Below are 19564 nucleotides of genomic sequence, written 5' to 3'. Positions count from 1 at the left end.
CTCCACGTTTCACCCGAATCACGTGAGGCGACAAGGACGCACACCGGCCTCAGTGGCGACAGCGCCACTGAGCAGCGAGCCGGCGACCACCACGTCCGCCAGCCGCAGCACATCGCCGACGGTGATCCCGACGTGCGGCGACGTCGTCGAGGACACCCAAAGGCTCGCCGCCGGTCCGCCGTAGTGGCGAGCAAGCAGCTCGGCATCGGCTGAGCTATCGGGGCGCCGACGAAGTCAGAGCGATCGGGATGCGCAGGTGACCAGCAGGGCACTGGCCGACCGCGCTACTTCAGCGCGGCCAGCGCGTCGTCCACCACCAACCGCTGCAGATCGGCGATGTCCGGAACCCGGCCGAGCAGCCGCAATCGTTGCGCCTGCGCCTTGCGCATGTTCTCGAAAAGCTTGCGCGCGTCGCGGGCGTTGCCGAAGTTCGGGTCGCTGCGGGCGTTGTCGAAGAACTCCTCGATGACCTCGTCGACCGCGTCGTCCAGCTGGTAGTCGTTCGCCGTGGCCATCCGGTGCACGATCTCCACCAGCTCGACCGACGAGTAGTTCTCGAACTCGATGGTCTTGGAGAACCGGGACGCCAGACCGGGGTTGGCCGCCATGAACTCGGTCATCTCGTGCGTGTAGCCGGCCACGATGACGGCGATCTCGTCGCGGTGGTCCTCCATCATCTTCACCAGCGTGTCGATCGCCTCCTGGCCGAAGTCGCCACCACCGGCGCCGGCCAGCCGGGAGAGCGTGTACGCCTCGTCGATGAACAGCACCCCGCCGAGCGCTTCCTCGAACACGCTGGCCGTCTTCTCCGCGGTGTGACCGATGTACTGGCCGACCAGGTCGCGGCGGGACACCTCGCGGAACTCGCCACGCGGAAGGATGCCCAGCTCCTTGAGCAGCTTGCCGTAGGTGCGGGCGACCGTCGTCTTACCGGTACCGGGAGCGCCCGCGAAGACCAGGTGCTGGCTGATCGCACCGACCGACAGGCCCGCGCCCGCGCGCCACCGGTTGACCTGGATCTCGTCGACCAGCGCGTGCACGTCGGCCTTGACCCCGTTCAGGCCGACCATCGCGTCCAGCTCGGACAACAGTTCGTCAAGCCTTCCGCCGCCGCGTGCGCCACCCGTGACGGCGGCCGTGACGATCTCGGTGGTCGCGGCCGGATCGATGTCGATGCCCGGGTCGGAAGTGTTCTCCGTGGTGCACGACTCCAACGACCCGCCGCAGCCCGCGCCGACCTCGATGCCGACGCCCCGGGTGTCGCGCACCGCGCAGTCGCGGATGGTCGGCGCGCTGCGGTGGGCGACGACGATGCCCGACTGGCCGGTGTGGCTGACCCGGCAGCCCTCCAGCAGCGGCCGGGAGTGCTGGTAGATGTAGATCCCGCGCTGGGCGCAGCCGGAGATCGCGCAGGACTGCAGGCGTGGGTCGGCGCCGCGTCCGATGATCACGCCGTCACCGCTGACGTCGTCGATCGTGACGTTGTCGATGGTGCCCGAGCCACCTTCGACGACCAGTCCGTGCTCGGCCCCGGCGATAGTGACGTCGACGATCGAGGACGGCCCGGGACCCCGGACCACGATCCCCGGGCCGGGACCGGCGTTGACCGTGCAGTCTTTGATGGTCAGCTCGGCGTCGTCGGCCTGCACCGCGGCGGCGGCGCCTGCCTTGATCGTCACGCCGTGGATGGCGAGCTTGCCGCCGCTGGTCTTGATCGCGGGCACATCGCCCCCGGTGGCGTCGATCGTCACGTCGGCGTCCGCCGCCGCGCGCAGGGTGAGCCGCCGGTTGATCAGTTCGAGGGTTTCCGCGTAGGTGCCTGCCGCGATGGTCACGATCGCGCCGTCCGGAGCTTCGCTGACCGCCGCCCCGATCGTGGGGCAGGCGCCGTTGCGCTGCGGGTCGACCAGCACGGTTCGTGGCCGCGACACGTCATGGTGGGTGGTCACGGTCATCACACTGCCTCCGGCTGGAGCCAGCCGCGATCGGCCGCCTTGACGCCCGCCTGGAACCGGCTGCGGGCGCCCAGCCGGTGCATGACGTCGGACATCATGCGCCGCACGGTGCGGACGGACACACCCAGGCGAGCGGCAACGGTGAGGTCGGTGCAGCCCGCCGACAGCAGTGTGAGCAGCTCTTTCTCGCGCTCGGTCAGCCCGCGTTCGGACGGCATTCCGGTCGACCCCCACGGCACGGCGGTCGCCCACACGCGGTCGAACAGCTCGACCGTGGTGGTGATGACGCTGGGCAGCTGGAACAGCGCCAGCTCACACGGCCCCTGGACGCGCGCTTCGCGTGGCAGGACGACCAGCGCGGAGTCCACCACCAGGGCGTCGACCGGCACCGACGACGAAGTGCGGACTTCGGCCCCGGCCGCGACGAGCTTGCCGAGCTGCCGGGCGAGCGCGGGCATCGTGCGGACGCGATCCGGGTAGAGCATGCGGTAGCGGACGCCACGGCGCAGGTTCTCGAAGTCGTACGGGCGCGGGATGGCCAGCGGCGCACCGGGGACGACCGCGGAGCACCCGACGAGGACCTCCCGCTTGGCGGCCGCGACATTGGCGTCGACCGCGGCGCGCGTTGCCGGGCTGGCCGGACGGCGGACGGGGCGAACGGGCATCTCGATCGTCATAGCGACACTCCTCCGATAGGCAAGGACGCCGCGATGGCCCGCAAATGCAGGCCGTCCAGGCGTTTCAGCTGAAGTCGCAAGTGCGGGGCGACGGTGGTCAAGTGGTCGATGGCGGCCTCCACCGCAGTGGGGGCGGGCGCGGCCAGCCGCAGGACGGCGACGTCGTCGGCTGGGTCGCTGCCGAGGACGACGGCAACCGTGGCCGCGACCCCGGGCACGGTTGCCAGCAAACGTTCGACGGCCGTCATGCGCTGGCTCGCCGGGAGTTCGGACAGCCCGGTGACCCGGACCCCGACCTGCACGACCGGTCCGGCACAGAAGTGCTTCCACTGCTCGCGCAGCGTTTCCCGGCCCGGACCGACGTGGGCCAGAGCGGCGAACGTCGCGGTGATGTCCTTGGCGTTCAGCGGCGCCACCGACACCCCGGCCTTGCTGAGCTTCTTCTGCGTCTTGCGCAGCAAGTTCGACAGTCCGACACGCAGGTCGTCATCGACCAGGACGTCGACGTCGCGGCGAACGCGAACGGCCAGCCAGACTCGCGGTTGAGTGAAGCCGCCCCGGCAGGGGCCACGATGCAGCACCAGGTGCAGGCCGGACTCCGGGCTCTCCGGGTCGGATTCGGGCCGCAGCGCGTCGCTCAGCACCGCATCGGCAAGGTCGCGGACACCGGCATCCACCGGCCGCAGCACGGTCAGCAGTTCTTCCGGCTTGGTGATGACGGTGCTCGGGGCACCGGCGAGCTCGGCGGTGGTCACGCGGGCTCCGGGCGCCAGCAGGTCGAGTAGTTCGCTGCCGTCGTGGTCCGAACTGAGGTCGTGCCTGCGGCGGCGCAGCGCGAGCGCGGTCCACCGGCCGGCCAGCGTGGACAACCACTGCCCGCGAATCCGCACGGCCGCCATGGCCAGCAGCAGCGCCGCACCGGCGCAGATGATGGCGACCTGCCACCACTCACGGCCGATGGCCAGCAGCCCGATCATCAGCGCGATCTCCCCCATCACCATGCGCAGCAGTGGCACGGGCGTGACGCGCTCAGGCTGGGTGGTCTCCGCGGGCGGCTGGGCGTCGGCGGCCGGGATCGCTTGCGCGGCGGCGACCACGACCGGCGGCCTGCGCAGCGCAGGCATCGACGTGGCTTGTGACTCGGCTGCCGGGCGTGCGGCCGAAACCGACGCGGTCGCTGTGGCGGCCGCCGAAACCGTGGCGAGCGGACGTCGGGCTTGCGGTGCGGCGCCGGTGGCCGTGCTTCGTCCGGCCGCTTCGGCCACCGCGGTCTTCGCGGGCTCGCTGTTCATCCGCTTCACCTCCTCGCGCCGTGCTCGGTTGCCGAGATTCACTGTCGCGGGAGGTTCATGAGGATTCGATGACACGCGACCACAGCGAGTGACGGGTCATCGCACGGGGTGAGCCTCAGCCGGTGCCGAACCTGCGTTTGGGCGCGGCGGGTTTGTCCTCGACCCGCCAGAGCTCCTCGTCGAGCAACTCGGCGGCAGACGTCGCGGGCTCTTCGCCGGCCTTGCGCGCCGACGACGCCAGAAACGCCGGCGTGGAGTCCAGCATCCCGGCGCGACCGCGGAGCCGTTGCGGTACACCCGGCACGTTCTTCACCGGACGTCTGCGGTGGGGGCTGCCCTCGCCGGTACCGTCGCCCGGTTGCCCCGCACCGTTGCCGGCAAGCGCGGAACCCATCGCACCCGCGCCGCCCATGCCGCCCATCGGCGGGATCATCGGCGGCATCGCCTGCTGGTCCGGCGGGCCGGCATCGCCCGGTGCACCGAAGACACCGGACGGGTCATGCGGGGACTCGCTGCCACCGGCCAGTTGCGCGACGCCGGGCAGCTCCGGGTCGGCTGGGACGTCCGCGGCTTGCAGTGTCGGTGGCCCGTGCACGCCCGGGACATCGCCGATCCCGCCGATACCTCCGCCACCGCCGTCCGCACCCCTGAGTGCGGGTGGCACCCCCATGCCGCCGATGTCGTTGCGATCGCCGAGGCTCCGTGCGATGTCTGGCAAGGTGCCGGGAAACGGGTTGCGCCCGACACCAGGGGTGATGCTCCTGTTGTTGCCGAGCCCGGGGATGGCGCCCGGCACCGGGCGGACCGGCATGAGCGCACCGTTCTCGGCGCCGTCCACACCGCCGAGCCCATCGGAGCCGAGGCCGTCCGCTCCAGTGGCAAGGGCCGGATCCATGCCCGCACCGAAGGTGTCGACCGCGCCCATCCCGTCGGTCACACCATTCGGAACACCCCCGTCGATGGGGGCCGTGGTGCCCTCGACTTTGGCCGTTTGCCCGTCGATGGGGACCGTTTGCTGCTGCACGAGATGGCTGTCGGTTTGCTGCGGCGTCTGACTGATGCCAGTGATGTCCGTGGGGTTGGCGCTGGTTGGTCCGCTCGGGGCGCTGGTTGTCGACGGTCCGTTCACCCGGGTGGAGGTGGCCGGGTTTCCGCCGCCCTCCGGGCCTGCCCACTCCGGCATGTCGGCAGCGATTTTGTTCAGGTCGCCGGCCACCTGGTGCAGGAACGTGTCCAAGCCCTGGCGGATGTTTTCCGCGTCTCGCACGATCTCCACCAGCGGAGCGAGATTGATCTGTGCTCCTGGCTGCTTGGCTTGTGCCAAGAGCTGGGCCGCCTGCTGTTCGAAGCTGCGCACCAGCTCAGCGATGCTGGTGTCGTCCTGGGTGATTCTTTCCACCGCGCTCTGCATGATCAGCGCGGGGTTCGCCCCCTGGATGGCGCTCGCGAACGCTTCCATCGACCGGCTGCTGCGATCGACAGCTGTGCCGTATGTTTCGCCGGCGGCGTCGTCCCATACTTCATGTACTTGGTTGCGAACATTCCGTATGCGATTTGCGCTCGTGGCCACCTGCTTCGCCAGCCCGGCCTGACTGGCGCCGAAAGAATTGAACGGACCACGGTGACTCAGCTGCGCGACGATCTCTGTCTGGATCTCCGTCAGCTGCGAGCGCAACTGCTCGATCTGCCCAGCGACCACCTGCGCGGTGGACATCGGCTCGGTCACGGCACGTCCTTCGGCTCAGCAGCGTTCGCGAAAAGCTCACACCGACACGGCTTCGTCGATCTCGTTCGCGATCGCTTTGATTCGCGCGGCATCCATCTCATTGGTGGACGCGTAGTCCCGCGCGGTTTCGCTGGCGACGTTGTGATACTTCACGGCGCCCTGCAGCGCTTTCGTGGCGAACTGCTTCTGCACGGCCACGATGGACTTCATGACCGACAGCACCGCCGTGCAGCCACCACCGATCGTGGGTTTGCCGCACTTTTCCTCCGACGCCGTCGCGCTCTGATCGATCAGGTTGTTGTCGAACGCATTGTTGATCGAGTCGTGGATGGTTCTGCCCAACCGTTCGATGCCTTCAAAGACACCATGCTGCTGGTTCCCGGCCATGGTGGTCCTCCACTTCAGGCAAGCTTGGCGAGCACAGCAAAGCACGACCGCCTGCCAACGGACCCCGCGGCGACAGCAACCGGCCATCGGCGTGGCTGGCCGCAAGCGGTCACCTGGCCGCACGCACCGCTTCCAGCGGCGACGCTGTAGGCGCCAGGGTCATGGAGGTGCGCTGTGGAGCTCTCGTCGCGCGTACTCAACGACGTGATGTTGCACGCCCAGGAACATGCCGAGCTCATCCGGAAAACCCGGGACACCGTTCTCGACATCCGGGTGACCGAGGAATCCGACGACGGTCTGGTCACGGTGACCGTGACCGCGGCGGGCGAATTGACCGATCTCGTGCTGGATCCGCGCATTTACCGGCAGCCGGATTCGGATGGTCTCGCCGAGACGATTCTCGACACGATCCGGACCGCTACCGGCAAAGCGAATCAGGAAGCGGCCAGGCAGCTGACCGACGTGCTCGGCGAGGACCTGCTCGAAGGTCCGCTCGACGTCACCGTGGATCCCGCTCTGCACGAGATCGAACAGGTCGCTTCCGGCAAGGCCATCGACCGTTTGCTGGGTGGGAGGCGCTGATGAATGGCATGCAGGACATGCAGCCGTCGGCGGCGCATCAAGCGTTCCAGCAGCTCGCCGATGCGGCGACGACGTTCACGCAAGCATGGGCTGCGGCGCGGGAGGCCACGATCCGGTTGGAAGGCCAGCTCGGCAAGCCACACCTCGGCGCGGCCTTCATGGACAACTATCTGCCGCTGGCCGTGCCGACGCGCGAGGACGCCGATCAAATCGGGCCGCGGTTGATGGCTGCCCGCGACGCGGGGGTCGCCAGCGTCGACGATTACACGACGACCAACGCGCAAGACGCGGCCAACATCGACAAAGCCGTGTCCGGTCTGGCGGAAGCGGAGTAGATCCGTGACGGCCCCGGCCCCACCCGACGGGGGCGATACCAGCCCAGTTGGGAGCACTCCGCCCGGGCGTGCCCCCGCCCCGCCGCCGGTGGCCGACGGTGGCGGCCCGCCTGCGGAAGCTGCCCAGCCGCCGGAGGTCGGCAAGGCGCCACCGGGAGGTGGGGAGCGGGTCGGCGCGGAACACGTGTCGACCGGTGACTTCGAAGGGCTGTTCGGCGACCTGGGCCCGCCCGGAGGGCCGCTGTGGGAATACATCCTGAACTGGATCAACCCCTGGCCGCAGGACAGCCACAGCGATGCCAACGCGCTCGGCGACGCGTGGATGGACGCGGCCAACGCGGTGGAAGCCTTGATCCAGCAGGCCGGTGCGGCCGCATCGGCCATCGCTACGGCATGGCCCGACGCCGCCGGTCAAATGTATGTGCAGCGGACCCGTACCTTCATCGAGTCGCTGTGGGGCGTCCACGCCGCCATGGTCCAGCTGGCCAACTTGGCCTATGACTATGCGCGCGAGCTGTTCGAGACGAAGGCACAGATCGTCATCGAGGTGCTGGCGAACACGGCCGGCTTCGTCGGGCTTGGTGGAGCGGGCACGTTCCTCGGCCGTTTCTTCGGCAAATTGGTCGCCAAGCACCTGGCCAGCTTCATCGCCAACAAGATCGCCCAGTTCGGCGCCCGTGCGGCTGCCGCGATGCTCAGACGACCACCGGGACGTCTAGCTCCGCTGGGGGGAGATCTGGTCACCAACGCGCTCAAGCACGGCGTCAAGGAAGGCATCAAGGAAGGCGCCCAGGAAGCCGCCGTCGACACCGGCGGACAGCTGGCGGCCATGACGTTCGGGGCGGACAAGGCCGGGCGCGGGTTCAAGACCGACCAGGTTGCCCAGTCCGGTTTCGCGGGCACCGTCAGCGTGGTGCCGTCGAACGCCACCCGCGCCGCGGTCAACAAGGTCGTGCCCAACAAGACGGCAGCGAACGTGATCGGCAGCACAACGGGCAACGCAGTCGCGTCCCCGACCTCGTCGCACTTCGTCGCCAGCGTCACGGAGGAGACGCCGGAGGGCCAGGAGCCGAAGCAGTGGTGGAACCTGAAGCAGTACGGCGAAGCGATCCTCAAGGACGGCGGCCGGTCAGGATCGATCGGCGCGATACACGGCACGATCCACGAGGTCGCTAACCGGGTCCTCCCACCGGACGGACCACCGCCGCCGAACTCCACCGCGGTCGACGGCGCCAATCTGGGAAACGGAGCCACGAACGCCCCTCCGGCGTCCTCACCGTGGGAGAGCTACCAGCACGGACTCGACGGCGCGACCGCCCCCGACACCGCAGGCTCCGCAGGGACCGCGCCCACCGGAGATCAGGCGGCCGTCGGTCAGCCGAACGCCAACACGTCCGGCGACCAAGCCACCGGCGCGGCGCCGAGTGTCACTACCCCAGGCGACCAGGCCACCGGGGCAGCGCCCGCGGCGGCCGAGACGTCCGTCGACAGCACCACCGGAGCAGCCAGTCAAGGCGGCACCGACGCCACCAGCTCGCAGCCGCCAGCAGGCACCTCTCAAGAAGCATCCACCAGTCAGGGTCCGGCGGCACAACAAGCGGCAAGCGGCCCCGGGCAGACCGACGCGCAGCCGTCGGCGCCCGACTCCGGAGCGACGCAGAACCACGACAACAGCAGCGGTGTCCCGCCCCGCGGCGCAGGCGCAGGTACGGCGGGCCTAGGCAGTGGCGGCGGGAGCGGTGTCGGGTCCGGCGCGGCACCGACCTCGGCGACGACGCACGGGACCGACACGCACCACGACGGCTCGCCCGACGACACGGCGGTCGAGCAGCAGCAGGACGAAGCCGCTGGCGATGTCACGTCGGGGCAGGCCGACGCAGGTCAGAACGACACGACCGACTCAGCGGTGGACACCACGGTCGTTGATCAGGCCGCGCAGAACGATCAGGCTGCTGACTCCCAGCCCGGTAGCGACCAGACCGGGCAAGATCAGACTTCGGACAACCGCACCGAGCAAGACGCCGCCACTGCGACCGACGACGCATCGCAGGGGACGACCGAGCAGAACGGCCCCACCGACGGTCAGGTCGCCGAGAACCAGTCGGCCACGCAGGACACCAACCTCGACGGCCGGCCGACCGACTCGCAGGACAGCGCCGGCCAATCCACCCCGGGTGACTCGAACACGCAGGACGGCACGACCCCCACGGCGGAGGACGGCGCAAGCGGTCCGGTCGTGATCGCGCCGGTCGATACCGGCGGCCCGTCACACACCACCTCCGCCAACGACGCCAGGACTCAGCGCGCCAACGAGCAGAACCGCGTAGCGGACAAAGCACCGGACCGCGTAGCCGAGGACGACCAGACTGCGCCCGAAGCGAAGTCCGAAAAGACCGAACACGACGCCGAGCAAGCCGAGCGCGACGCCGGTACGGAGCAAGCTGGAGCCGAACAGACCGGGCGCGACACCAACACCGATCAGGCCAAGCCCGAAGACACCAGCCGGGTCGAGTCCCACGCCGCCGAGCCCAACCCCGAGCACGCCAAGGCCGAGGACACCGACCCTGCGGCCGCGGCCAGGAAGAAGCTCGCGCCGATCAAAGAGCTCATCGAGCAAGAGGTCCGTAACGGCGCCAAGCGCGGCGAGATTCCACAGCTGGCGCTTGAAGACGTGCCCGGCCGCATCGGCTCCTGGCGGGACGCCAACAGCGGCAAGTACTTCGACGCGATCCCGGTGACGCCGGACGACTTCTTCTCCATACAACGGCGCATCGAACTGGCCGACCTGGTCCGCAAGACCCTCGGCCAGCAGCACCTGCCGTTCGTACCGCTCGTGGTCACCGGGCTGGGCGCGGATGCGGTGAACCAGCTGCGAGCGCAATTCGGCAGGCTCAGCGACCGCGTGCTCGTCATCGACGCGAGCGGCAAGTTGTCCCCGGCCGACCTGACCACGCCACCGTCGAAGAAGCCCGAGCTGCCGCCGGACGGCCCGGCACAGCTCATCGAAGACGAAATCAACCGCCGGATCGGACCGGACGGCGTCAAACTGATCGGTTCCGGCCGTTCGATGAGTGCGCTGGTCGTGCCGCGGCCGGGCCAAACCCCGGAAGACGTGGTCAACCAGGTCGACGAGCTGGTCAACGGTCCCCGGGAGAAGGCCGCAGGCGGCAAACGCCGGCAACGACCGCTGAGCGTCACGATCAATGTCGGTCAGTTCACGCCGCAACAGATCGACCAGCTGAACAACCTCATCGCCGCCCGCAAGTCGCTGCGCTGGGTGCGCATCAACTTCGACAGCTACAACAACATCGCGCAGATAGCCCGCCGCTTCCTGACCGAGACCCCCGAGCCGGCAAGCGACAAGGCGCCAGACTCCCCACCCGGCACGAGCGAGCAGGACACCACCGATACGCCCGGACGCGACTCCGCGCCCGAAGCGACCGAATCCGGGCAGGACACCGAGCCCGGCACGTCCGAGACGACCGACGACAACGCATCACCGCCTGCCGACCAGTCCGAAACCACCACACCGTCCCCCGACGACGTACCGCAGAGCGATCTGGACAAGGCGCTGGACCCACCGACCAACAACGAGCGCGTCGTGGCGGCGGCCATCCACAGCGGTCACCCCAGGGGCCGGATGCCCTACGTCGAGGAGCTGCTCGACCTGGTGCCCGAGGCCGAGCGCGGCGACGCCAACACCACCACGGTCGAACAAGAGCTGCTCAACGACTGGAACCGCCTCCTCGCGCCACCCGGCCCCGGCGAGAAGATCACCGACGTCGACGGGGCCATCATCACGATCGGCAACCGCAAATTCCACGTCAAACTCGCGCTCACCGAACCGAAACAGGCCTACCTCGGCAGCACGCCGACGGAGGGCATCCTCAACACCCTGCAGCCGGGCGGCGGCCCGGAGGTGGCCGAGTCGCACAAGCACGGCACCTACCACGCCGCGGGGGTCGTTGTAGCCGGTGGGAAGCGGAGCACATCGCACGAGGCGTCCCTCGAAGCCAGCACGCGCTCCGAAGCCAGCGTCGCGGCGGTGATCAACCGCGGCGACGCGCGCGACTACCACGTCAAGGCCGAAATGATCGTCACGCCGATCGACGAAACCGGCCGACGCGACACCGCCAACACGGTGACCTTCTCCGGCAAGACCACCTGGGTTTCCGTCGGTGACGCGGCGTGGAACGTCCCGCCCAAGAACGAGCAGTACTCCAAGCAAGTCGAGAAGAACACCCCGCCGCCGGACTTCATGGCGGCCAACGCGTTGGCGCACATCGACAAGATCGTCGACCGCGTCATGAAAGCGATCGCCAAGAAGGCACCGGAGTACGCCGACGACCCGGTGGTCCGTGATCACGTCCGCATCAGGCTCGCCGACCTGCAGACCCGCTTCCCCGACGCCCTGCGTTCCCGGCTGACCTTGCCGATCCAGGTGCACGGCAAGCACATCGCCACCGTCAAGGTCCGCACCGCGCTGGCGCCGGAGAACGCCGAAATGACCGGCGGGTGGAAGAAGGACCTGTTCCTGGAACAGGTTCGGGTCGCGTTCACTTTCGCCGGAACCAACGCCGCTCGGACCGTCACCTGGGAAGGCAGCGCCTCGGCCAAACTGGACCTGCTGGACATGCTCGGCATCGAGCTTCCGGAGGGCGTGATTCCTCCATGGGTGCACAACGTCGCCGAGGCGCTGCGCGTGTTCGAACTGTCCGGAGCGGTAAACCGCTCCTGGGCACACAACGCCGCAGCGAGCATCCTCGGCATCCGGGTGTTCGTCGACCGCTGGGCCGGCCCGAGCTACCAGTACCAGATTCCGGCCACCCACACCGTCGAGGTCGAATTCGACGACCGGACGACGAGCGACAAGATCACCGTCGACGACACCGTGCTGGCTCGCATGCGCGCACCCGAGGCGTACGAATACGGCCTGCCGGTCGGCAAGGAGGCGTTCGACGGGGATCCGAAAAACGGCAAACTCCGCGGCGTCCCGACGAAGAAGGCCGACAAACCGACGCCGAACCTGCCGCTGGACGCCCACGGGCGCCCGCGGATCGGCGTCGGGATCGCCCGCGGGATGCGGCAGACCGACGCCCCCGCGCCGGAGAACGACCACCACGTGGCCGCGATGCGCGATCGGCTGTTCAAGGAGCTGAAGGAGCGCGGCTACCTACCGAAAGGGGGCAGGCGGGTCTCCAAACGCACCGCCGAGGTGCAGCAGCGCAATCTCGCCGTGCTCACCCAGCAGCTGGACCCGGAGGGCCTGGAGACCCGCTACGACCAGCTCAGCCAGGACGGCATCCGGCTGTGGCTGCAGAAGCCCGCCGTGTTCGGCCGGAACAAGTTCGTGGAGATCCACCTGCGCCTCGACGAGGTCACCAACTCCGAATACCTCGGCTCCACCACCGACCGGGTCCAGGTGCACCTGGACATCGGACAGAGCACGTCCACCGACGGCGTCTCAGGCAGCGTCGACGGCAACGTCGGCAGAAAGATCTGGTGGTATCGCCGCGGAAAGTCCGGTTCGATCTCGGCACGCAACGACACGTCCCAGCGGTCGAACCTGGTGTCGCTGCTGGAGCAGCAAGCAGGCAGCCCGTCCCACGCGTGGCGCGTCAAGCAGAAGATGTTCGTCGAGCTGCGGGAAGGCAAACACACGGCTCGCATCACCGACGAGAACGGAACCGATCACTTCGGCGTCAGCACGGAACTGCTCATGCCGGACGCGTTCGTGCAGCCGGAGCAGGACTTCGTCGCCAGCGAGGGCACCACGTCGAGCGACGTGCTGACCAGCGCGGGCGCCGCGATCGTCGACGCCTCGGTCAAAGGCCTGCACGACGCAGCCACCAAGGTGACCGGGGAGGCCGTCGAGTCGGCCGACCCCATTTTCCGAATGGCGCGGTCGGACGACGGTTTCGACGGTCCGGTGGGTCGCGCCGCCCTCGCCTCGCTCACCGACTCGACAACCATCCGCGACTACTTCAAGCCGATGGTCGAGGGGCGGACGGGCATCGAGTACGGGCTGCCCGACAAGGTCGGCTTCAGGCAATCCGTCGAGGTGAAGGTCGCCACCGACGAACACGGCAACGTCCTGGGCGACACCACGTACCTGGGCAAAGAGAAAAAGGCCGTGCACGGCCGCATCTCGCTCAACATGTTCGGCTGGCTCACCTCCTTGGTCACCGGCAGGGGCGGGAACCGCAGCATCGCCCCTGGCGAGGCCGACATCGACCCCGCCGACATGTCGGTCGGCGGTTCGGCGACGCGCGGCACCTCGGTCAACCGCGGTCGCGACTACAGCAGGATGACCGGGACCGAGGACATCAACGTCAGCAACGAACAGCGGTTCATCTTCCGCACGCGGCCGTCGTTGATCGTCACGTCCACGGCCGATCCGAGCGCTGTCCAGCAGCAGGCGTCCGAGACGGTCCCCGGCGAGATCACCTGGACCCTCGCCGAATCCGATGCACTGCGCTTCTACGCCGGCAGGAAGCTGAACCTGCCGCCGGAGGCGGTGCTGGAAGCGTTGCAACGCGCTCGGGACGGCGACAATCGCACGCCCCCGGACGTGGCGGAACGGGCCGCCCAGCGACTGCGTGACGACCTGGCGGGCAAGGACGACAACGCCGAGCACCTTCAGAAGCTGGATCGCCTCGGGTCGTTCCTGCCGGTCGACAAGACCCGGTCCCTGCCGGAGTTCCTGTCCAGTTTGTGGGGCATCGGCGCACTGGCGGCTGTGGAAGAGGTCCGTTTCGCGAAAGGTTCGCCCGCCGAGGAGGTGATACAGCGCGTCCACAAGGTGCTGGGCGACGATCACCGCGCGAGCATGCTCGGCAAAGCGCTGGCGCAGGAGTTCACGCCGTCGCGAATGCGCAAGCTCGTGCGGGAAGGTACCGGTGTCGACCATCGAGTGATGGCCCAGCCGATCAACAACCGCGAGCAGCTGGAGGTGTTCGTCCGGTTCGAACCGGTCGGCGAACCGAGGATCACCGGATACGACCGGAACGGCTTCATCCAGGACCAGTCCTACTCGTTCCGCACGACGAAGGAGGCGACCACCCACGGTCGCGCGTTCGAAGCCGGCGCCAACCTCAGTCCCGAGAACGAGCAGGAGTCGCCCAGCGGCGAGACCGGCCGCAACAACCCGGGTTCGTCCAGTTCCGGAATCACCACCGAGCACATCAACATCAACATCAGCCACCACTCGGGCACCTACCAGGTGGAATCCCCGATGCAGATGGTGGTCGACGTACGGCGGACACCGATCAAGTCCGAGCCGACCGAGGCGACCGAGGCGAAGCAGGACCCTCCGCTGCACTTCGCGGGCACCATCGAGCTGAACGTGGCGGCCGACCTGGCCACCGACCCGGCGGACGCGATGTCCGAGACGCTGACCGAGTTGCCGGTGGGCGAGGTGCGGGAGCTGCCGAACCGGGCAGCGGGCAACCACGTCCCGGTCGAGGCGCTGCAGAATGCCCTGCGCGAGGTGTTGTTGCAAGGCTTGACCGACACCGAGTCCGACTTCGGACCGGGCGAGCGGGGCAGCGGTTTCGTGGACCGGGACTACTCCGCGGCGGACCGAATCACCCGCCAACTGCTGACCGCCGAGTCCACCAAGGTCAACCTGCCGGCGATGGCCAGCCGCGACGGGCACACCGCCACGATCGACCTGCCGAACCACCCGGGCGACACCGTCACGGTCACCACCAAGCTGAGCTTCTCGAACGTGCAGGTCACCCGACTGACCGACGACGGCGGCCTCGGCAGTATCAACCGCAAGCAAGAGTCGCTCTCGCACACCACGGGCCGGGACGTCGAATGGAGTCCGAAGGCCGAGAACCCGTTCGGTGTCATCCGCCAGATGCTGGCGAGGATCGGGATCCCGCAGCACGGCGCCACCTTCGGCTCGGGCGCGGACGGCAAGACCTCGGCGGGGTACCGGATCGAGCACGCGGGCAAGGAGAAGGGCCCCCGTGTGCTGGTACAGGCTCAGGTGACCGCCGATTTCGACATCACGCTGAACAATGGGCCGATCAATGCCGAGCGGCAGCTGCTCCAGTTCGAGGGGCAGCACGGCCGCTACCGGTTCCCCGAGCTCGGTCAGGCGACGTTCATCGTTTATGAGGCAGATCTGCCCGCCTTGCAGCAGCAGCTGGAGTCCCTGGCAGACCTGGCACAGGCACGCGCCGAGCTGTACCTCACCGAGGACGGTGGCTCGCTCGCCGGGGACCACAGCATCCCGACCACCCCCAGCTCGCCCTCGTTCGACCTCGACGGCTACACGCTCGCCGATCCGGTCACGCAAGCGGAGATGCAGCAGTCGCTCGCGCGCTCCGCCACGCCACCGGTAGCGGTCAGCGACCCGAACGCCGGGCTCATCGCGGAGATGACCGAGCGCGCGGCAGTCGTGCAGGAGGCGATGAACCGCGTTCGCGCCGCCAATCCCAACATCGACGCGTTCGGTGACTCGCACGCGTCACGAGCACTGCGCGCCGCGAACGAGGTCGTCGAATCGGCCAGGGCGCTGCAGGAAATGCGGGACGCCAACGGCGACCGGTCGTTGTCGCGGACGTTCGACGAGGCCCACGCTGCCCAGCGCAAGGCCGCGATGCGGGCCGCCGAAGCGCAGAAGACCGCCATGGTGCAGGCGGCGAACGACATGATCGACGCGGCCAACCGTGCGGTGGAGCAGCACAACGCCCAGCATCCCGGCGACCTGACGAAATTCGACTCGGAGTGGCAGAACCTGGCCCGGTCGCCGCGGGCGGAGGCCCGTCAGCTGGCCATCCGCTCGGGACGGCCGGTCGTGCTGCACGAGACCGGTGTGGACGGCTCGCTGGACGTCATCCGCGCCAACCCGGACGGCACGTTCACCCGGCCGTTCATGGAGTACATCAGCGCGGATCTGATGACGGAGCTGCGGACCCGCGGGGTCGACCCGACCGCCGCCTACTTCGTCGCCCACCGCACCGGGATGTCGCTGGCGGACGCCGTGCAACGGCTGTACGACGACGTCTCCGCACTGGCCGCCCGCTACGGCTTGCCGGTGCAAGACGTGATGGCGCAGGCCGAGCGTGCCGCGGAGGAAGTGCTCGCCGAGCAGCTCGCCGCGGCGATGGAGAACCGGGCGCCGGACCCCGAGCTGGTGCGGGTACCCCCGACCCTGCAAGACCGCCTGTCCGAGTTGTTGGAATCGGCGATACCGGCGAAGGATCGGGCCGCCGAGGCGGTGCGGCAGGCGATGACGGACGCGGGATTCGGCACCGGTTCGCCGTCCGAGTTGACCTACCGGGTGCTGGTGCACGAGCTGAACCGCGGTCCCAACGACCTCGGTATCAGCGACATCTTCACCCTGGCCATGGACGAGAGCGGGACGCCGGAAGACCTGGTGTCTGCGTTGCGGGAACTGCGTGAGCAGGCATTCGCCGTCGACGCGCCCGCGCCCTCGCCCGAGGTTCTTGCGTCGCTGTTCGGGTTCGATGCGCAGACCGAATCGCAGCAGTTCACCGACCGGTTGCGGCGCGCCGGCCTGCTGGACTCTGCCGGGGCTCCTCGGACCGAGGCGATCGTCAATCTGGCCGGGCAGCTCGCCTTCCGCTACGGGCTGACGCCTGCCCAACGTCGGGTGGCGCTGGAGACGGGGCCGTCGTGGTTCGCCGGGCAGGCCGACAGCATGCTGCCGGGCTCGAGTCCGCTGGACGACATCGTGTCGTCCGAATCCGATCGGGCGCCGCAAGCGGTCACGTCCGACGAGTTCAGACGCATCCTGCAGCGGATCATCAACCGCTACTACCACGGGCTGGCGCCCGGCGAGGTGCATGGCGCGGGCAAACCCCCTGCGCCCGCGGACATCGCCACAGTGGCGGAAGCCTTGATCAACGGTGGGGCGCCGAACGCGGCGCGCGCGGCGGCGGCGCTGCCGGGCGCTCGCTACCGGGGCGCGCTGGACGACAACTTCCTGCTGGTGACCGGCGACCCGAACACGCCGAGCCCCGAGCAGTATCGCGCGCTCGGCGAGCAGGGAAGCCGGGTGTCGTGGGTGGCGCCCGGACCGCGCAGCATCTTCGCCGCCGCGCAGGCCGTCACCGGCGAGGACCACCTCCAGTCGCTGTCGTCGCAGCTGACCGCGGAACTGTCGGAGAACAACGCACCGGAGAACACGCCGCTGTGGAACAGCCTGCCGGAGTTTCACAGCCACGACGCCCGCACGCGCGCTATCAAGTCGCTCGAGTCCGACCAGATCGACCGGCGGCTCGCCCGGCAGCTGCCACGCCTCATCGCGGCGACATCCGGTGTGCGGGTGACCGTGGTGGCGCCGGACGGCGCCGTCGAGGACCACGGCCCGGCAGATGCCGAGCACACGGTGACGCTGCTGCGGACCGGACCGGTGAACAACCCGCACTACATGCCGGTGCTCAGTAGTCCCCGGGTGACGGTGCCCTCGGACGCGTTTGTCACCAAGCCCGCACCCCAGGAGACGACACCCGACCACAAGGAGGAGAGTGTCGTCGGGAAGTTCACCGCGCCGAGCCCGATGGACGACCGATCCACTGTAGTCATCGACCGCGCCGCACCCGGCGACGCCGCCCAACCCGAACAGGAGCCCGAGGTCACTCAGGCCGACCAGGCGCGCGACGGTGCTCAGCAGGACCGGGCGACCGAGGACACGCAACCGACTCGGCAGGACGACACCCGGCGGGACGAGGGACAGGAGGACGGTCCGTCCGGCGAGGAGTCCGACAGCATCCAGCCCGACCGGGACTCCGTCGACAGCCGGCCTGACCAAGCACCCAACGACACCCAGCCCGGCCAGAAGCCTGACACCACCCGGCCCGGCCAGGAGTCCGACAGCGCCCAGGCCGCCGGTCCTGAGGCGGAACCGGAGACGTCACCCTCGGAAACCGCCGAGCAGGTGGACACCGCACCGGCCGAAGACGCTCAGTCGCAGACCCGCGACGACGCGGCCGACCGGCCGGTCCCGGCCCCGCGTCCCGGCCAGTTCATCGCGCCCAGCCCGATGGACGAAAACCCGACCGTGCTCATCAGCCGCGAGCCGCACCCGGACGAGCCGCAGGCCCACCGCCCCGGCCGGCAAGAAGGCGCCGACCACGCGAACCCGCATGCCGATGCCGGACCGGACCCGGACGCTCAGCGTCGCCGGGACGACAAGGTCGGCACCCAGCCGCACGCCGACGACGCGGCGGATACTCGCACCGACGACGCCTCCGAGCCGGCCGAGGACTCCCGCCCGGATGCCCGCCAGCCCAACCCGGACACAGAGTCCCGCCCCGACGCCAGGCAGCCCGACACCGCCCCGGACACCCGCGCCGACCACGCCGACCCGACCACGGACCCCCGGGCCGACCACACCGCCGACCCGACCACGGCCCCCCGCGCCGACGACGACTCCGACCCGGCCGTGGACCCCCGCCCGGACGGCTCGCAACCCGATCGACCGGACACCAGCCGGACCTCCCGGCCCGACACTCCCACCGGCCGCCGCCGCGGACGGCGCGTGGACTTCCTCCGGCCGCGTCGCAGGCCGTGGCCGTTCCCTATCTACTTCGACCCCCCGGAGGAAGAGGAGGAGCCCCCGGCCGAACCGACCGAACTACCCGACCTGGAGTTGCCCGTCCCGCCGAAGGACTCCGACGAGCGACCCGAGACACGGCCCGAGCGGCCGCAGTCGCGACGTCCGCACGTGCCACGCCCAGAACCGAAGGCCGACTGCCCACCGGCCGACGACAGCGAGGACCGCCCAACCGACAGCGACTCGTCCGAGGACGATCGGACACCCGAGCAGCCTGGCCCACCCGAGGACGACGAGCGGCCCGAGCAGCCTTGCCCGCCCGAAGACGACCAGCCCGAGCAGCCTTGCCCACCCGAAGAGGCTCCGGAAGAACCGCGTCCGCCGGAGGGAACCCCTGGGGAGGACAACCCACCGGACCAGCAGCCGCCCGCGGACGAAACACCGGCGCCCGACCTTCCGGACCTCGACGACATCCTCGAGAAGCTGAAGCGGCTGCTCCACCAGCTGCTGCGCATCCTCGACCCCCAGCTCCTGGGCCGGATCGCCGAACTCATGGCGGCCAACGGAGTCGGCGTCGAGGTCGGGCTCGGCGACGGCCGCACGGAACTGTTCGAACCGCCCGCGCAGCTCGGCACGCCCAGCGGCCCGCCGGCCAACGGGTCCCCCAACGGCAACGCGCCCCACGGCAACCTGCCGGACGATCTGCTGATGGCGGCGGCTTTGCTGATGATGCTCGGCGCCATGGGCGCGCAGCTGCTCATGACGGCGCTGAACTCCGGCACCGACGTGCGCGCCGCTTGGGCCGAATCGGCCAGAACCGGCCGTAGGCCGCATCGCGTCCTGGAGGACCACGTCAAGCGGACGCCCACGCAAGCGACACCCGGCACCTCCGTCCACGTTCTGCGCGCATACAAGTCCGTGGACCGCCAGCGTGTACCGGTCGACACGGAATCCCTGGTCAAGCTGCTGAAGCAGGCCGGCCTGACCACGATCGCCGACGAGGTACCACCGAACCGGTGGACCATGAAGATTCGTGACATGTTCACCGGCAACGAGGAAAGCGTCCGGGCCTGACGC

Annotated in this window: 9 protein-coding genes; 3 read left to right on the top strand and 6 right to left on the bottom strand. The window is 69.3% G+C overall.

Features of this window, described 5'->3' with window-relative positions; translation table 11 throughout:
• Positions 1 to 18: 18 nt before the first annotated feature.
• The 6 genes from YWM_RS26275 to YWM_RS0117475 form a co-directional block, all read right to left on the bottom strand.
• The gene (locus tag YWM_RS26275; RefSeq protein ID WP_156914825.1) at positions 19 to 156 is read right to left on the bottom strand and encodes a hypothetical protein; all 138 of its coding nucleotides are present in this window, start codon (positions 154 to 156) and stop codon (positions 19 to 21) included.
• Between the two features lie 128 nt (positions 157 to 284).
• The gene (locus YWM_RS0117495; RefSeq protein WP_245566082.1) at positions 285 to 1949 is read right to left on the bottom strand and encodes a right-handed parallel beta-helix repeat-containing protein; all 1665 of its coding nucleotides are present in this window, start codon (positions 1947 to 1949) and stop codon (positions 285 to 287) included.
• 5 nt (positions 1950 to 1954) lie between these two features.
• Positions 1955 to 2632 (bottom strand): helix-turn-helix transcriptional regulator, encoded by a 678-nt coding sequence (locus YWM_RS0117490; protein ID WP_028851782.1) that lies wholly within the window; start codon positions 2630 to 2632, stop codon positions 1955 to 1957.
• Positions 2629 to 3924: a hypothetical protein gene (locus tag YWM_RS24330; protein WP_156914824.1), complete on the bottom strand. Its 1296-nt coding sequence runs from the start codon at positions 3922 to 3924 to the stop codon at positions 2629 to 2631. Before YWM_RS24330 ends, YWM_RS0117490 begins: the two co-directional genes overlap by 4 nt.
• A gap of 115 nt (positions 3925 to 4039) precedes the next feature.
• Positions 4040 to 5650, bottom strand: a complete 1611-nt coding sequence (locus YWM_RS0117480; protein ID WP_028851781.1) for a hypothetical protein — start codon at positions 5648 to 5650, stop codon at positions 4040 to 4042.
• A 36-nt stretch (positions 5651 to 5686) separates the two neighbouring features.
• The gene (locus YWM_RS0117475) at positions 5687 to 6037 is read right to left on the bottom strand and encodes a hypothetical protein (protein WP_028851780.1); all 351 of its coding nucleotides are present in this window, start codon (positions 6035 to 6037) and stop codon (positions 5687 to 5689) included.
• A gap of 174 nt (positions 6038 to 6211) precedes the next feature.
• Between YWM_RS0117475 and YWM_RS0117470 the strand changes: the two genes are divergently transcribed.
• From YWM_RS0117470 to YWM_RS0117460, 3 genes are all read left to right on the top strand, one after another.
• Positions 6212 to 6619 carry a YbaB/EbfC family nucleoid-associated protein gene (locus YWM_RS0117470; RefSeq protein ID WP_052345070.1) on the top strand — a complete coding sequence of 136 codons (408 nt, stop codon included), beginning with the start codon at positions 6212 to 6214 and terminating at the stop codon, positions 6617 to 6619.
• The gene (locus tag YWM_RS0117465) at positions 6619 to 6954 is read left to right on the top strand and encodes a hypothetical protein (RefSeq protein WP_028851778.1); all 336 of its coding nucleotides are present in this window, start codon (positions 6619 to 6621) and stop codon (positions 6952 to 6954) included. Before YWM_RS0117470 ends, YWM_RS0117465 begins: the two co-directional genes overlap by 1 nt.
• Before the next feature lie 88 nt (positions 6955 to 7042).
• A complete protein-coding gene (locus YWM_RS0117460) occupies positions 7043 to 19561 on the top strand; it encodes a WXG100-like domain-containing protein (RefSeq protein ID WP_028851777.1) in 12519 nt (4172 codons plus the stop codon).
• Positions 19562 to 19564 lie beyond the last annotated feature (3 nt).

Source organism: Thermocrispum municipale DSM 44069 (assembly GCF_000427825.1).
GTDB classification, from domain to species: domain Bacteria; phylum Actinomycetota; class Actinomycetes; order Mycobacteriales; family Pseudonocardiaceae; genus Thermocrispum; species Thermocrispum municipale.
This window is presented reverse-complemented; position numbering and strand designations above follow the sequence as displayed.

Bases quoted from the DNA above. Each gene is read 5' to 3' on its own strand.
- YWM_RS24330 (WP_156914824.1), bottom strand. From the start codon at position 3,924: ATGAACAGCGAGCCCGCGAAGACCGCGGTGGCCGAAGCGGCCGGACGA.
- YWM_RS0117475 (WP_028851780.1), bottom strand. From the start codon at position 6,037: ATGGCCGGGAACCAGCAGCATGGTGTCTTTGAAGGCATCGAACGGTTG.
- YWM_RS0117490 (WP_028851782.1), bottom strand. From the start codon at position 2,632: ATGACGATCGAGATGCCCGTTCGCCCCGTCCGCCGTCCGGCCAGCCCG.
- YWM_RS0117465 (WP_028851778.1), top strand. From the start codon at position 6,619: ATGAATGGCATGCAGGACATGCAGCCGTCGGCGGCGCATCAAGCGTTC.